Source organism: Paenibacillus suaedae (assembly GCF_032337355.1).
Lineage (GTDB): Bacteria > Bacillota > Bacilli > Paenibacillales > Paenibacillaceae > Paenibacillus_B > Paenibacillus_B suaedae.
Genome location: NZ_JAVYAA010000014.1, coordinates 16,434 through 32,437 on the forward strand (window position 1 = coordinate 16,434; position 16,004 = coordinate 32,437).

At 49.1% G+C, this 16,004-nt stretch carries 13 protein-coding genes; 8 read left to right on the forward strand and 5 right to left on the reverse strand.

The features are described from left to right. Positions 1-178 precede the first annotated feature (178 nt). The 3 genes from RQP50_RS28995 to RQP50_RS29005 all read right to left on the reverse strand — a co-directional run bounded on the left by RQP50_RS28995 (position 179) and on the right by RQP50_RS29005 (position 4,206). Positions 179-646: a hypothetical protein gene (locus tag RQP50_RS28995; protein WP_315747467.1), complete on the reverse strand. Its 468-nt coding sequence runs from the start codon at positions 644-646 to the stop codon at positions 179-181. A gap of 225 nt (positions 647-871) precedes the next feature. Continuing rightward, entirely contained in the window at positions 872-2,680 is a 1,809-nt protein-coding gene (locus tag RQP50_RS29000) for a hybrid sensor histidine kinase/response regulator transcription factor (RefSeq protein ID WP_315747468.1), read from the reverse strand. Positions 2,681-2,841: 161 nt separating this feature from the next. Beyond that, positions 2,842-4,206 carry an erythromycin esterase family protein gene (locus RQP50_RS29005; protein WP_315747469.1) on the reverse strand — a complete coding sequence of 455 codons (1,365 nt, stop codon included), beginning with the start codon at positions 4,204-4,206 and terminating at the stop codon, positions 2,842-2,844. 263 nt (positions 4,207-4,469) lie between these two features. Between RQP50_RS29005 and RQP50_RS29010 the strand changes: the two genes are divergently transcribed. The 8 genes from RQP50_RS29010 to RQP50_RS29045 all read left to right on the forward strand — a co-directional run bounded on the left by RQP50_RS29010 (position 4,470) and on the right by RQP50_RS29045 (position 13,546). Further along, on the forward strand, positions 4,470-5,363 hold the full coding sequence (locus tag RQP50_RS29010; RefSeq protein WP_227774329.1) for a CPBP family intramembrane glutamic endopeptidase: 894 nt from the start codon (positions 4,470-4,472) through the stop codon (positions 5,361-5,363). A gap of 616 nt (positions 5,364-5,979) precedes the next feature. After that, positions 5,980-6,975 (forward strand): beta-ketoacyl-ACP synthase III, encoded by a 996-nt coding sequence (locus tag RQP50_RS29015; protein WP_315747470.1) that lies wholly within the window; start codon positions 5,980-5,982, stop codon positions 6,973-6,975. Beyond that, complete coding sequence (locus RQP50_RS29020; RefSeq protein WP_315747471.1) at positions 6,965-8,296, forward strand: ATP-grasp domain-containing protein; 1,332 nt, start codon at positions 6,965-6,967, stop codon at positions 8,294-8,296. The genes RQP50_RS29015 and RQP50_RS29020 overlap by 11 nt, the downstream gene beginning before the upstream one ends. Next, entirely contained in the window at positions 8,278-9,294 is a 1,017-nt protein-coding gene (locus RQP50_RS29025) for an NAD-dependent epimerase/dehydratase family protein (RefSeq protein ID WP_315747472.1), read from the forward strand. Before RQP50_RS29020 ends, RQP50_RS29025 begins: the two co-directional genes overlap by 19 nt. Continuing rightward, entirely contained in the window at positions 9,285-10,184 is a 900-nt protein-coding gene (locus RQP50_RS29030; RefSeq protein WP_315747473.1) for an MBL fold metallo-hydrolase, read from the forward strand. Before RQP50_RS29025 ends, RQP50_RS29030 begins: the two co-directional genes overlap by 10 nt. After that, a complete protein-coding gene (locus RQP50_RS29035; RefSeq protein WP_315747474.1) occupies positions 10,166-11,485 on the forward strand; it encodes a F390 synthetase-related protein in 1,320 nt (439 codons plus the stop codon). The genes RQP50_RS29030 and RQP50_RS29035 overlap by 19 nt, the downstream gene beginning before the upstream one ends. Further along, a complete protein-coding gene (locus RQP50_RS29040; protein WP_315747475.1) occupies positions 11,482-12,639 on the forward strand; it encodes a GNAT family N-acetyltransferase in 1,158 nt (385 codons plus the stop codon). The genes RQP50_RS29035 and RQP50_RS29040 overlap by 4 nt, the downstream gene beginning before the upstream one ends. A gap of 25 nt (positions 12,640-12,664) precedes the next feature. After that, positions 12,665-13,546 (forward strand): SDR family oxidoreductase, encoded by an 882-nt coding sequence (locus RQP50_RS29045; protein WP_315747476.1) that lies wholly within the window; start codon positions 12,665-12,667, stop codon positions 13,544-13,546. 86 nt (positions 13,547-13,632) lie between these two features. On the opposite strand, the gene RQP50_RS29050 is transcribed toward RQP50_RS29045, so the two are convergent. Then, positions 13,633-14,493, reverse strand: a complete 861-nt coding sequence (locus RQP50_RS29050) for an AraC family transcriptional regulator (protein WP_315747477.1) — start codon at positions 14,491-14,493, stop codon at positions 13,633-13,635. Between the two features lie 200 nt (positions 14,494-14,693). After that, entirely contained in the window at positions 14,694-15,722 is a 1,029-nt protein-coding gene (locus RQP50_RS29055; protein WP_315747478.1) for an alpha/beta fold hydrolase, read from the reverse strand. Positions 15,723-16,004: the final 282 nt, after the last annotated feature.

Consider the following 16,004-nt stretch of genomic DNA (forward strand, 5'->3'; position numbering starts at 1 on the left):
GGGATGGCACTACTTTATCTTGGACTAAAGTATCTCTAATTCGAGATAATTATATAAAATAAAATGAATATAGTCAACAAGAAAGAAAAATGACTTTTGAATTTTAGGGTCTAACGTCTTGCAAAAGCGGGATACAAAAAGACATCTCTAGAACGAGATGCCTTTTTGATAAAAGAATCTATTCGCCTACCCAGTCGAGTTTCACTTTGCCGTTGGTGATTTTACCACCTGGAGCACCGTTATACCACAATTGAACTCGGTAAGTACCCGCTTTAAGTTTAGTGTACGTGTGTGCCTTAATATTGTCGGTGAAAATGTCCTCTTTAACCATATCCCATGAGCTTCCATTCTTTTTTTGAAACTGCATGTAGAGTAAAGTGTCTTTTGGATATGTTGCGTAAGCTGTCACAGCTACATACTTACCCTCATCAACAATCATATTTTTTTTGACGAGGAGATTAGTAGATATTGAATCAAATGTTCCTTCGTAATGCATGTTTGTTGATGCTGAAATCGTTGGATTGTTACTAGGTGTTGAAGCATATGATGCGTTTACTTGAGACGATGCTTGTTCTGCATTTGCAGCAGGCACAATAGATATAACCGAGAGAGCCGCCAATAAAGCCAAGAATGGAATTTTCTTCATAACAATCGCTCCATTTATAATTTTTGGCGATGCTGTCTGGACAAAGATGGAACTACTTTATAGAAAAAATAGAATATACTGTATTCTTCGGCAAGTGAAATTAATAATAAATATAAATAGTTCATTATACTATAAATGGATTTGAGGCATAAAAACAGCCCGTGAATTTCACGGGCTTATTTGGAGAAGTTGATTATTGCCACTAATCTATCAAAGCTCTCTCTTCTAACTAATCAACCCTTCTTCCTTCGCCTTGTCAACTGCATCTTGCCTGTTATTTACGCCTAGCTTGGAATAGAGGATAGATATATAATTGCGGATCGTTCCTTCCGAAAGATTCATGCTAGCGGCGATAGCTTTGTAACGTGATCCACGGTGCAGTAGATCCAACAACTCGAACTCGCGTTTAATTAATCCATATGAATTATCCCAAATGATATTCCCACGTTCCTTGAGCTGCACCCGCTGCTGCTTCATCTCTTCGAATACTTGCTCCGCGATCTCCTGGGTGATGGACATGCCTCCAGCATGAATGAGGCGAATCGTGTCGATTAACTCCTTGGGCTGTATGGATTTCAACAAATATCCCACTGCCCCGTACTGAAGTGCGGTCACCGCTTGTTCTACATCACTGAAGGTACTCATTACGATCACTTGTAGATCAGGCCACTTTTCCTTAATCACTTGTAAAGCTTCGATTCCATCCATTTCAGGCATACGGACATCCATCAAGATAACATCTGGATGAACCTGCTCGCACAACTCAACGGCTAATTTTCCATTTCCGGCCGTTCCTACTACCTGCAGATCCTGTTGATTATCAAGTATCATGCTAAGACTATCGACAATCAACTGCTGATCGTCGACGATAACAAGCCGTATCTTGCTATGCACAATATCATTTCTAGGCACTGTACAGAGCACGACCGTCCCTTCATCACGATGAGAGTGGACGGATAAGTGGCCTGACAACTCTAGCAAGCGCTCCTTCATCGTCGAAAGCCCAAAGCCTGGCTGCAACTGCTCATTACCTACCCCATTATCTTGAATTTGCAAACGCAATTGATTCGCTTCGAAATGCAAATGAACCTCGATGGCCGTTGCTTGTCCGTGACGAGCCGCATTCGTCAATGCCTCCTGTAGACAACGGTACAATGTTAATTTGATCGGATTAGGCACGGCATACTCTTCACCTAATGTTCGATACTTAACTTCAATCCTTGTTGTATCCTTGAATTTGCTAACCAGCTTGTGTAGAGAAGTCGTAAAAGATGCGGGTAGGGTAGATGACGACATTTGATGCAAGTGAGTTCGAACTTCTTCTAATCCACTGCGGGCAGAGCGCAGAAGAGCATCAATGCGTTCAGTCTGATCGCCTGTTGCCGCCTGACGCAGCGACTCCATTCCCATAATGAGTGAAGTCAACGTATGGCCGATCGTATCGTGCAGTTCCTTAGATAGTCGATTTCGCTCCTCGACTAACGTCATCTGTTCAACCTGAGTCACATGTTGTTCCAAAATCCGATTTTGCTCCTTGATCACTTGCCCCTGTCTATGCGTAAGTACCGCTAATTGAAAGGCATATCCCAAGGCAAATACAATCCCATAATGCAAAATGACGTCTACAATAATATCAATCCAACTTATTTTACTTACCCAGCCGAGAATAAACGGAATGACACCAGAAGATAGAATCGCTGTCCATCGGTAAGTAGGATTACTGCTTAGAAAGCCAATGACAAATACAATCGGGGCATATTGCCATACATTCGATATCCCATACAGATTTAGGAAAATAACAAAACTCCCCGACAACACAATTTCAGCAATCAAATACCACTGCAAATGATACTGTTGAAGCCAAAGCGGGATGAATAATGGAACAAAGGAGAGCCCCATAGCTGCCCAAAGTGGTATCGGCAATCCTCGCTCATGCAATATGCATAGACTAATCACGAGCGTGATCCACCATGAGATCCGTATACATAATATGACCCAATCTGACCACAACCATCGCTTCATCCATTCTTTCATAGGAATACCTCAATCCTTCATCAGATATCTACAAGTTACACCACATACAACCTAATTGAGAACCATTAATTTCTGAAATAAATGATTGAACCTTCGTGCGGAGTGAGGTCTAGTATAAGAAGAAAGAGCAACCGTATCCCGATTGCTCCAGAAATGATTTCCTACTTTTGTACTTGTACGATATGGGATGGGCTGGTGTTACGAATATGGACAAGAATGTCAAACCGCTCCCGCAGGGGCACATTGAAAAATAGCGGCAGGCCCGGTACAAATCGCGCCCCTATGCTGAGGAGCGGCTGCTCTTCCTTCACCCATCGACCTGCCTCTCCCTTCAGTTGGCGTGCATCCAGTAGGAACTTCTCGTATGATACTTTCCCGAACATAGCGTTCGTACTATTCTTTTGCTGCGGTATCACATCCGTCGTAATCTTCCCGCCGCTGGCATTCGGATCGATCTCGCTGAACAGCGTAAAGCGTCCTTCCGTCGTTGAGGTTCCAATGGTGACGTACTGATTACCTACACGTTCTTTCAGGAACTCACCGGCTGGTTTCGGATACCATTCCTTATCAATAGCACGCTTAGCTAAGTGATTATTATGGCCCCACACCATTGTCTTCCCACCGAATGTTTCATTTGCCCATATAGCCTGTTCCGCCAGATATTGCTCGTGAAGAGTGACCAAGGACGAATAATCATCTGGAATCGTCATGGTTGTAAAATTCTTTATTGCTTTTGCCGTCCCTTTCACCCATTCAAGCTCGTATGAATCCGATTGTTTTTTGTTGGCTACAGTCACTTTCTCAAGCAATTGGACAACTTTCTCTGCATTCGTCTGGAACCGCGTCTTCTTCTCAGGAGTCAGCTTCATATAATCCACCACATTAGCAGTTTCCGACGACAGATCCTTATAGCTTTTCTCAACTTCAGACAATATATGGGGATGATGTTTCTTCACATAGTTAATGACTTTATTGTAGGCGTTCTTGTCAAGCGACTTCAGATCGAGTCCGATAAATTGAATCTTATTCTTGTTCTTTGAATTGGCATTAAAGTCCTTCATCCACTCCACCATAGCGATAATCTCGTCGGTTGGATATAACATCTTCAAAAGTTGCTTAGGATCTCCTTTCCCTGTATGGATATATTCATTCAGTTGTAAGCCATTCCCCCAATCTTCCTCCAGCCCGAAGTTCGTAAATCCCATCTCCGTAACCAAATATTTCACGAGGCGAAATTTCATCGTAAAAAGTTCAGAACTACCATGAGTTGACTCCCCTAATCCTACATAGTGGGCTTTCCCGATCATCTTCTTAAGCGGCTTTAAATCTGCAAACGATTGAGTCGGATCAATTGTCTTCAATGGAAAAACCTGTGATTCAAAGGACTTCACAATACTATTTTGCGACGTCTGCACGGAACGAGTCACTTCTGTTGACTGAGCACCAGCATTCGAAGCTCCCCCAGCAACCAACAGCGCTGTGCTAACTACTGCAGCCATGCCACTAACCATCATTTTCTTCTTCATGTTATTCCACCTCAATTGAGTAATTTGATGAGCGCAATGAACCGCAAGCAAGGCTATGCGTCAATCGCTCAACCCGATTGTCATTCATTCCATATCACTTTTCCTAGTTACTCTCTGTCACCATTTTTGATGACACATACCTCATGTCATTTCGTTACAAGCCTCACTATGAATAATGACGCCCCATTGGCCATACTGAGTTTGCGAAAGATTGAGGGCATCAATATAAAAAATTTCTATGAGTCGAAAGGAAGGATGTAATTTTGAAATCGCGTGGAAACAAAAACACTTCGGATTTTGGGGAGGTGAAAGTACAACATGCCAGAAAAGGACTCAATCTATTTCTGGGCCTCTTATTCGTAATGTCACTGATCATGAATACGGCTGTCATCATGTCGGGAAATATTATGCTTATTGTTGTATACATGTTCGTACCGGCAATCGCTTCGATTCTAACCCGTCTCCTCTTGCGGGAAGGTTTTGCAGATGTATCCTTTCAGTTGGGCAGTGTAAAAGTATGGAGAGGGATCGGACTGGGCCTGCTCATTCCTATGCTCATCTGCGGAATCACCTATTCCACCGCCTGGATGAGTGGTATAGCCTCGTTCCAGCTTCCTGTGGGAGGTACCTTCGAAACGTACTATCATGCTCTTGGTCTGCAGTACTTGCCTACGCCGCTGAGCTTCGTGCTTATGGTCGTAGTGGCTGGCATTGCAGGAAGTATCATCAACCTCATTCCCGTTATGGGGGAAGAAGTCGGCTGGCGGGGATATATGTTGACACGTTTAGTTGAGGCCAAGGCTCCGCGTCCTATTTTGCTTAGCGGATTGATCTGGGCAACTTGGCATATTCCGATTGTCATATCTGGTATGTATGTGGCTGGATCATCTGTCCTTCTCTCTGTCCTAGGCATCTACCTGTGTATCATTCCGTTCAGTTATATTACCGCCCAATTGCGATTAGCCACTGGCAGCGTCTGGCCTTCTGTCATTATCCATACCTCATGGAATTCTGTAATCCAAGGCCCTTTCACTCGTGCAACAACAGGGGAGTTTTCTGAGGTCTGGATCGGTGAGTCGGGTCTCCTTACGGCATTTATCATTATCATCGCAGCAATTATAGTGTCACGAACAGTAAAAGTCCGAGAGTTGACGTGACTAGAAATGAAGCTTTCTACTCATTCTCATTGACGAAAAAGAGAGTAACGAATTAGATTGATCATAAATCCTCCTTAGCACTAAGGGGGATTTTATGTTGTGTCCAGCCGACATTTAGTATTTTTGTGAAAAAAAGAACAAGTTAGCTATTGACTTGTGAATTTCTGACCTCTGTATGAAATGAAACAAGGAGCCTATTGATTCTCTATCAATAGTTTCTCCTATATGCATCACTCCTCTTATTAAACAAACACTTCGGTTAGTATCCTTTTGAGAATAGCGATAGTTTTGCGACTCTCCCCCTCTTTGCCAGCTCTTCTTGAGCCCAACCTTTTTTCGCTCAACAAACTACATTTTTATTACGTAACAACAGCAACACATCTGGATAGGAACGTAATGGCATTTTTAATCGTAAGGATTTTTTACAATTTTTTTTGCAAGACAGATTATCACGCCAATGTAAAAGTACTCCGATATATAATAGAAGAATCAACCGAACGAGTAAATTGATGGAACCACCAAGAGAATGTGCATTACAATAGAGGGGGCTTTTGGGTAATAAGCAAGAGCTTCACGTCATGATCGAAATCAACAAGAGGAACGAGGCCATGGGAGTATGGAGAGAAAAGTGAAAATTATCGGTACGGGGGTATATTTACCGAAGCAGCGCGTTACTTCAGATGAAATGGATCGGAAGCTTGGCGTACCCGCCGGGTGGTCCTTGAAAAAGTCGGAGGTTCGCGTACGATATTTTGTTGAGAACGAAACAGCCGCCGAGATGGGGGCGTTCGCTGCGCAAGCCGCACTGCAGGATGCGGGACTTACCTTCGCTGACATCGACTGCATCGTATGCGCGAGCGGTACAATGCAACAGCCGATTCCATGCACAGCGGCTTTGATACAGCAAGCAATGGGGAAAGGAAACTCCGGGGTGCCGTCTTTTGACATTAATTCGACCTGCCTCAGCTTCCTAGCCGCGCTCGACGTCATGTCGTATCTGATTGCCGCTGGACGCTATCAGCGTATCCTCATCGTCTCGACAGAGGTAGCCTCAGTCGGCCTGAACTGGGAGCATAAAGAAAGCGCGGTTCTATTCGGCGATGGCGCCGCTGCCGTTATCGTAGGCCAAGCGACAGCATACGAGCAATCTCGTATCGCAGCCTCATTAATAGAAACCTATAGTACCGGAGCCTCATACTCCGAGATACGCGGTGGAGGTACGGGGCTGCACGCTAAATATTACGATGATGCTCGAATGAGCGACTATATGTTCCATATGGATGGTCAGCCGATTTATAAAATGGCGTCCAAGCTGCTGCCTGACTTCCTTGAACGGCTGCTTGGATCGGGAAATACGGCAATGTCGCAATTCCCGCTTATCATACCGCACCAAGGCAGCGCTATGGCGATGCGCCTGATTAGCCGCAAGCTGGGCATTGCTCCAGAGCAGCTCATGAACATTACATCGGATCACGGCAATACGATTGCCGCTTCGATTCCGATGGGATTGCATGAGGCCATTCACCAAGGGCGGGTGCAGCGGGGAGACCGTATTCTGCTGCTTGGAACTTCTGCCGGGCTGTCATTGGGAGGGCTGGTGCTTGAATATTAGCAGTTCTAGCAGTCCGTCCAAGGATATACCGCCGGATGGGAGGCGAACTGTCCTAATTACCGGCAGCCGCTCCCCCGTCTCCTTGGAACTGGCGCGGCTATTGGGTGGTGCTGGGCACCGGATCATCATGGCTGATAGCTTGCTCGTCACAATAGGCTCAGCCTCCCGCTTTGTCACCCGCCATTACTGTTATCCGCCTCCCCGCCATGAACAAGAGCGGTTCCTAGCTATAATAGAGCGTATCGTGATAGACGAGCAGGTGGATTGCGTAATTCCGACCTGCGAGGAAGTGTTCTATCTAGCACAGAGACAGCGGGCATGGCCCAATGGATGCGAGCTATTTGCTCCTCCGTGGGAGATGCTTAAGCAGCTTCATCATAAGGGACAATTCATCGAAATGATCCGGCAAGCTGGCTTACACGCACCTTCGACACAGCTGCTGACATCACAAGCGGAAGCATGCGGCTACATACAGGCGCTTGGGGAAGATGCTGCCGTGCTGAAGCCGGCCTACTCGCGCTTCGCGAGCCGTGTATTATTCGTACGGGCTGGCTATGCCCTGCCGGACGACATCCTAATCACCCCGGACTATCCTTGGGTTGGACAGCAATATATTCACGGGACATTGTATTGCACGTACAGCATTGTCCGCGATGGCTCTGTATGTGCTCATGCCTGCTACCCCTCCAAATTCACGGCGGGTGCAGGGGCAAGCATCGCCTTCAAGCATGAGCCGCAGGCCGATCTGCTGGCATGGGTGCAACGATTTGTCGCCCCGCTTCGATATACGGGACAGATTGCGTTTGACTTTATCGTCACGCCGGAACGGAACATCTACCCTATTGAGTGCAATCCCCGCGCTACAAGCGGTGTCCACTGCTTTACAGTATCCGATCAGTTGGACAAGGCGTTCTTCGAGGTGAATGGTGGGATAAATGGCGACACAGAGGTCGGCATGGACGGCTGCACAAATAACACTGCTAATCAAAATACATATCTTGATGCAAATTTTGATGCAAATCTTGGCGAGCATCATGCGAGAGCCTACCCCATCGAGCCAACATCCACCCGCCCTGCCATGTTGACGCTCGCCATGCTGGCGTACGGCTGGAGGAGTCCTCGGCGGGCCTATTGGTTGAGGGAGCTATGGAAGGGGCAAGATGTCATCTTCCGCTGGCAGGATCCGAAGCCGTTTGTCGCGCAGGCCGTTATGCTATACCGCTTCTGGCGAGAGAGCAAAAAGCGCTCCATCTCACTGATAGAGGCCACTACATCAGATATAGAATGGAATGGTGAATCATCATGCGCCGACGAGCATTAGTGACGGGGGGAACCGGATTTCTAGGGCAGCGGCTAGCATTAAGATTGGTCGAAGAGGGCTATACCGTCAGCGCCATTGGCCGCAATACGCATGTAGGCCATGAGCTGGAACGAATGGGTGTCCGATTTACTCCGCTTGAGTTAGGCGATGCCGAGCGGATTAAGGAGATATGCCACGGTCAAGATACCGTCTTCCACTGCGCGGCACTGTCTGCTCCATGGGGCGCATATGCCGACTTCTACGCCAGCAACGTCATAGGTACGCGCCATGTCGTACAAGGATGCGTAAGCGGAGGAGCACGGCTCGTGCATGTGTCAACGCCGAGCATTTACTGGAATTGGCGTGATCGACTGAACATTAAAGAATCCGATCCGCTGCCTTCCAAGCAAGCGAATGCCTACGCCGCCACCAAGCTGCTAGCCGAGCTGGAAGTGGATCAAGCTGTGGAAGGGGCTGGGCTGCACGCCATTACGCTGCGGCCGCGCGCGATCTACGGTCCAGGTGACCGCTCCATCCTCCCACGGCTCATAGAGACGAACCGAGGCGGCTATATGCCGCTCATTCGCGGCGGCCGGTCGATGCTCGACGTTACATATGTCGACAACGTGGTCGATGCGCTGCTGCTAGCCGCCGAAGCTGACCCGGCTGCGCTTGGCGGCAAGTACAATATTACGAACGGCGAGCCCAGCCTGCTGAATGATTTGCTGGCTAAGCTTTTCGCCCTGCTCGAAATGCCGTTCCGCCCCATCCCGCTCGCTTACCCGATCGCTTCGGCGGCGGCCGGGATGCTGGAGCTTAACGCCCGCTGGTTTGCCAGAGGCAAGGAGCCGAAGCTTACCCGGTATACGGTTGGACTAATCGGACGGAGTCAGACGCTCGACATTACGGCTGCCCGCGAGATGTTGGGTTATAAGCCTAGGATCTGTATCGAGGAAGGCATGAAGCGATTTGCTGAAGCATGGGTACAAGAAGGAGGCTCGTCAGCTGCATGGACGTGAACAAAGGAGCCATAAAAGAAGTTTCCGTGAACTTGATGACCGCAGGGTACTGCACGCACCGGGAATGGCTTACGATTCAAGGCGGGAGCGGCGCTTCCGTGCGCTTTCCGGCCATGTTCGCCTATATCGAGCACCCGCGGCTCGGATCAATCCTGTTCGACACCGGCTATTCCACACGCTTCTTTCAGGCTACATCAGCCTTTCCCGCGAGGCTGTATCGGTGGACGACGCCGGTCTATATCGGCGAAGATGAGAGTGCAGCCAATCAACTGCGCAATCTTGGCGTAATGCCGGAGGACGTGCGGACGATTATTTTGTCGCACTTTCACGCAGATCATATCGGCGGTGTGTGCGATTTCGCGAATGCCGAGTTTTATTATTTGCGCGAGGCTTATCGGCCCCTGCAGGACATGTCTCCTTTCCAAGCTACGAAAGCCGGCTTTCTGCCTGGGCTATTGCCGGATCGATTCGGTGATCGATCCCGTCTTATTGAGGAGACATGCAGCCAAATAAACTTGGACGAGGGATATGCACCCTTCACAGAGGGATACGATCTGTTCGGGGACGGTAGCATCATCGGCATCAACCTATCGGGGCATGCGCTGGGTCAGCTTGGCCTGCTTCTGCGCTCTGCAGGGCATGAATACTTCCTCTGCGCCGACGCTGCTTGGTCAACGGCAGCCTATGCATCGCATCGGCGTCCGAAGTCCATCGTCAAGTTGATCAAAGCGAATTGGCAGCAATATAAGGACAACCTTCACCGATTACATATCCTGCATCGTAGGCGACCGGATCTTCGCATCATCCCAACGCACTGCCGGGAAGCCGAACAGTGGTACGTAACAAGCCCTAAGGTTCAAGGAGGTGCTCAGTGGATAAAGGAACGATGATCGCTGCCCGGGAATATATCCGTACGAAGTACGGACGAAGCTGGTGCAGCAGGGAAGCACTGGAGCGGTGGCAGCATCGTCAAGTGATGAAGCATCTGGGGCGAATCAGGCAGTGCTCCCCCTTCTTCCGCGAGCGCATGGGCGAGCTCCCCGACGATCAGTGGCGCGGCATGCCAGTCATGGACAAGTTGCTGATGATGGAGCATTTCGATGCCCTTAATACCGCTGGCGTACGAAAGGAGGAAGCGTTCGCCATGGCACTGGCAGCTGAGGAGAGCCGCGACTTCACTCCTGAATGGAATGGCATTACCGTTGGTATGTCCTCGGGGACGTCAGGCAATCGCGGCCTCTTCCTCGTCAGCCCACAGGAGAGTATGGCATGGGCCGGAGCGATGCTCGCTAAGGCTCTGCCTGGTTCCGTATTGGCTCGGGAGCGCATCGCGCTCTTCCTGCGCGCCAACAGCAACTTGTACGGGAGCGTGAGCAAGCGGCGGCTGCAGTTCGCCTACTTCGACCTGCTCGACCCGTTGGAGGAGCAGGTTATGCGACTGAACACTTACGCCCCTACCCTGCTCGTCGCGCCGCCGTCTATGCTCCGCATGCTTGCAGAGCAGCTGGAGCAGGGCCTGCTCGCGATACGTCCACGCAAGCTTTTTGCCGTAGCTGAAGTCCTTGATCCGCTCGATGAAGCGATAATTAGCGCGGCGTTCCAGCAACCCGTGCACCAAATCTATCAATGCACGGAAGGCTTTCTCGGCATTACGTGTGGACATGGGACGCTTCACTTGAACGAAGACCTCGTCTTCGTAGAGAAAGAGTGGCTAGACAAGCGCGAAAGAAAATTCACACCGATTATTACTGACTTCCGGCGTATGACTCAGCCGATCGTTCGTTATCGGCTGGACGATGTCTTGACAGAGAGAAACGAGCCTTGTCCGTGCGGATCTCCCTTCACTGCACTGGAGCGCATCGAAGGGCGTCACGATGATATGTTTTATATGCCTTCACTAAGAGACGGCACTCTTACGACTGTATTTCCCGATTTTATTCGCCGTGCAATTCTGTCCGCCTCATCGAAGATTGAACACTATGCGGCGGTGCAGCATTCGCCAACGCACATCACGGTGGCGCTGCAAGTGCCTACGCAATATCGGACAGCATGTGAACGGGACATTATGCTCGAACTACATAAGCTGTGTGCAATCGTTCAGTGTGCAGCGCCTGACATTCAATTTACCGAGTGGAAGCCGCAGCCTGCCGGGCACAAGCTGCGCCGGATCGAGAGGAAGTTTACAGTATGAGTATCGCAGTTCTATATGATGCAGCGAATATCGATCGGCTGCCTTGGCCGAACGATGAGGAGGGGCATGCGGCTAAGGCATGGATAGAGCCATGGATACGACATGGGCCGGAACGCGACGTGGATAATATTCAGACCCGGATGATGGCGATCCTCATCGACGACCAATTTGTGCTGCCGATTACCGTTAATGAACGAGAGTACGACAACGCATATGTATGCTCGCCGTATACGCACTATGTTACTTATGCGAAGCAAGAGCTCGGCATGCTGAAGCAGCCGCTGCTGGAACGGCCGCTTGCGTGGCTGTTAAGTGGAATCGGATTAGGAATGAAGTTTGCGCAGTGCAATCGCGTCGTGCATGTGAACAATTGGCTGCTGTCTACGAATCTGTATCCACGTATGACGGCAGAGCACGTATTAGCCATCATCCCCCTGCTGCAAGCTCGGTTCCCCGATCACTCGATCGTGTTCCGTTCGTTGAATCGCCACTACTACCCGGAGCTGTGTCGCAGTTTGGAGGAAACCGGATGTGCGCTTGTGCCTAGCCGCCAAATCTATTGCTTGGATACCCGCGATTCCAGATCTCAGAATGCCAAGGAGAGATGGTTAATTAAGCGCGATGAGGGGCTGCTGACGAAGCACGGATACGAGATCGTTCGGCATGAAGAGCTTGTACCGGCCGATATTCCCCGCATGGTTCAACTGTACAACTTGCTCTATATCGATAAATATTCACCGTACAATCCGCAGTTTAATGAACGCTTCTTCGCACATGCACTGGCGACGAAGACACTGCGCTTCCTCGCTCTGCGCACACCGAAGGGGCGAATAGACGGCATCATGGGTTACTTCTGCCGCAACGGTATACTGACGACGCCAATCTTCGGTTACGATACCGCCCTTCCGCTGGAAACAGGCCTGTACCGCATGCTCTCCGCTGTCCTGTTCCGTGAGGCGCAGCGACTTGGCATGCAATGGAACGAGAGCTCGGGCGCAGCGCAGTTCAAACGCAACCGGGGAGCTACTGGGCATTGGGAATATTCCGCCATCATGGATCGGCATCTGCCTGTGTACCGCCGTAGCTGCTGGTCGTTCATCTCCTTGGCCGCCAATCGAATCGGCGTTCCGCTAATGGAACGACATAAATTATGAGGATATAGACGGGGAAGGAGGATTCATGTTGACATCACCACAAACGAAGCCGCAGCATTCTATTGCTTCTCCTTCGCGGCCAATCGCCGTCGTGACCGGTACGTCCAGCGGCTTCGGGCTCTACACGAGTGTCGCGCTGGCGAGCGCAGGATATGATGTCGTAGCGACGATGCGTAATACGACCAAGCAAGGAAAGCTGCTTGCTGAAGCACAGACATGCGGCGTCTCCGCATACATCCATGTGCTCTCCCTAGATGTCACGAATCAGGAGAGTATTGAAACTGCATTCGTGTATATTCGCCGGCATTACGGCAGGGTCGATTTGCTCGTGAACAATGCGGGCTACGCCGCAGGTGGATACGTCGAGGAGGTGGACATGGACGCTTGGCGCGCCCAACTGGAGACCAATTTTTTCGGCACGGTCGCCGTTACGCGCGCAGTGTTACCTATCATGCGGGAACAAGGCAGTGGAACCATTGTGAATGTGAGCAGCATTAGCGGCCGATATGCTTTTCCAGGCTACGCCCCATATGCCGCCTCCAAGTTCGCCGTCGAAGGCTTTACAGAGGCGCTGCGGCTTGAGATGCTGCCATTTGGCGTATATGCCGTACTGGTTGAACCAGGCTCCTACAAAACGGATATATGGGAAAAGGGATTCTCCTCTATCCAATTACGCGAGAATTCGCCGTACAGCAAGCTGCTTCAAGCGGTTCTGCAATTCTCGAAGCGCAGCTCTGAAACGGCTCCTCCTCCGCAGGAGGTGGCGCGTCACATCGTCAAGATTGCGCGCACGCCAAGACCGAATCTACGCTATTTCATGGGTCGAGGGGCGATGCCCCTGCGCCTTATCCGTCTATTGCCATGGAAGTGCTATGAGAAGCTCGTACTGTGGGCTTTACGACGATAGACAAAGAGGCTGTGCCCAGTGTACATGTTGGGCCAGCCTCCTTTTTAACAGGTAATTGATGAACCGTCAATTCTTACTCTTTGTATTTATTTCTTTATAACCGGAATCCATACCTCGCTGCGATAGTCCTCTGCCCACGGATCCCCTGGAGGATACAGCTCGAAATCAGGACCCTCGGCTTGCTCGTAGTCTGTAGCTGGGAACCATTCCTGATAGATGCGGTTCCATACTTCTTGAATGGAACCAGGCATTGGACCCGTTGAGGTGAATATAGCCCACGTCGCAGCTGGAATTTGAATCAATTCATACTCGCCTTCTGATTCTGTCCGATCCGTCTCTACTGCAATCGCGTAGTTAAAGACCTCCCCACCCGGCTGCGCGCCATAGCAAATGCCTAGGGTATCTTGATTTTTGCCCAGCGCAGCAATTTTAGCGACGCTTCCATCCGCGTGACTATCTTGCCAAAACTTCGGAATCTCGATCGAATTTTCTCCCTCTTTCGTGGTCGTCTGGATCGACTTTCCTACTACGGTAAACGCCTCTCTCTGTACAATTCTATAATCCATTTCTTTGTCTCCCTTCAATGATAGGTGGAAGGAAATGCGAGGAAAGGCCTTCAGCTGGACACCCGAATTTCGAGCCTCGGAGGGCGAGATGCCGTGCAGCTTGCGGAACGCCTTAGAGAACGATTCTGGCGAATCGTAGCAATACTTCATCGCGACATCGATCACTTTAGAGCCACTCATTGCTAACTCTTGAGCCGCCAAGGTTAAGCGCCGTTTCCGTATATACTCAGCTACTGTCATACCAGTCAGCATATAGAACATCCGCTGAAAGTGATGGGGAGAAGAATACGCTGCCTTCGCAAGCTCCGCCATATCCAATGGCTCCAGCATCTTCGCTTCGATTAAATCAAGCACCGACATCATTCGGTTCAGCCATTCCATTCGCAATAGCTCCTCTCTGAGTACATCTTATCAAGGCTGCCTCTTGCCATCCTGTCATTCTGTGCGATCGTGTGACAGACCTATCATCTGCCCGTATCATTTCCCCTGCTTATCCTCATCTATAATCAACCCGTACAATGCCTAAATCATCGAATTAGCATCAGCTATGAACTAAGGTTCGACTTTAGCCCTACAATCCATCATTTTGCGAACGAGTCCACCATCCATTGCGAGAACTTTTCTTTTTCTTCAAATTGCGGATAATGAGCGGATTGATCGTATGTGATAAATTCCTTTTTAGCTGCATTGATTTGATCAAAATATGTTTTGGCTGCTTTCGCAGATGTCATGTAATCGTACTGCCCCATAATGAAATAGACCGGTACTTCCAGCTTGGTAACAAATGTAGGCAATGGCTTCTTCAATACCTGCCCTATCAATACTTCTTGTGCATTCGATACGCTGCGATAAAAACGGATGCGATCCAGCAAATTATATTCCGGTCCGAACAAGCCTCTATCCATGTCAGCATTCACATCAATCAATCTTGCTGTACCGCCATATTTACGCACATAATTGCGTGGAGTTAATTGTTCTCCGCTTTGCACCTTTTCCGTTAACCCTTGCAAGTACTCCATATCGGTTGCTTCGCCGCTCAACTTTGCTTGATTAAGCGTGAACTGCAGTGCATCTTTTTCGCTTTCCGTAACATTAGACATCTGTCCGATGCCAATATAGGCTTTATATTTCTCAGGTGCTTGCTGTGCAGCTTGTATGCCAATATAAGTACCGAAGGAATGGCCCGCTAATATGACCTTCTCTTGATGGAAACGAGCCGATATGTAATCTGTCAAAGCCAGTACATCTTTCACTAATAGATCCGTAGACAGATTGGAATAATCCTCTCCAAAATGATACGACTTTCCTCCGGCTCTCTGGTCATAACGAACAACTGTGAAATGCTTCTCCAATATGTCTTGGTATTTGGTTACATAGGGGATTTCCGATACAGCCGGTCCACCGTGCAAGAAAATGACAACCGGATTATTCTTATCCTGTCCCCGTATCATCAATTCATGGCCCGTTCCATTAATTTCGACTTCCTCAAGCACGCTTATACTGTTTGCGCCCTCTATACTAGGAGTCCATGTGGGAAAAACCAATGCTATCCCAACCAATAAAAGAATGGCTACTCCGATGTAAATGAATGCTTTTCTAACTTTTTTCACAGTTTCAGCTCCCTAGTCCTGATAGACACCCTCGTCTTATCATCCGATGATCCATACGAATGATGCTCTTCCATCATTGTAGTCGAGGAAAAATTTGAGAGAGTCGTACAAACGTCGGGAATTATACTGGACTAGGGTCGGGGAAAAGGGATAGCACAGTGCCCGCTTCCCCATTCCGTATATATTCCACTTCAATAGTGCCCATAGATTAGTCCAGTATTTCGTTGAAAAGGAGTCCTTCTCCTTTTATTTTTATGATTTTTAGACGCTTCGTGTTTTTAA

What these genes read in the sequence shown, in the direction of transcription:
- RQP50_RS29005 (WP_315747469.1), bottom strand. Translation starts at nt 4,206, where the DNA reads ATGAAGAAGAAAATGATGGTTAGTGGCATGGCTGCAGTAGTTAGCACA.
- RQP50_RS29025 (WP_315747472.1), top strand. Translation starts at nt 8,278, where the DNA reads ATGCGCCGACGAGCATTAGTGACGGGGGGAACCGGATTTCTAGGGCAG.
- RQP50_RS29015 (WP_315747470.1), top strand. Translation starts at nt 5,980, where the DNA reads ATGGAGAGAAAAGTGAAAATTATCGGTACGGGGGTATATTTACCGAAG.
- RQP50_RS29000 (WP_315747468.1), bottom strand. Translation starts at nt 2,680, where the DNA reads ATGAAAGAATGGATGAAGCGATGGTTGTGGTCAGATTGGGTCATATTA.
- RQP50_RS29030 (WP_315747473.1), top strand. Translation starts at nt 9,285, where the DNA reads ATGGACGTGAACAAAGGAGCCATAAAAGAAGTTTCCGTGAACTTGATG.
- RQP50_RS29040 (WP_315747475.1), top strand. Translation starts at nt 11,482, where the DNA reads ATGAGTATCGCAGTTCTATATGATGCAGCGAATATCGATCGGCTGCCT.
- RQP50_RS29045 (WP_315747476.1), top strand. Translation starts at nt 12,665, where the DNA reads ATGTTGACATCACCACAAACGAAGCCGCAGCATTCTATTGCTTCTCCT.
- RQP50_RS28995 (WP_315747467.1), bottom strand. Translation starts at nt 646, where the DNA reads ATGAAGAAAATTCCATTCTTGGCTTTATTGGCGGCTCTCTCGGTTATA.
- RQP50_RS29050 (WP_315747477.1), bottom strand. Translation starts at nt 14,493, where the DNA reads ATGGAATGGCTGAACCGAATGATGTCGGTGCTTGATTTAATCGAAGCG.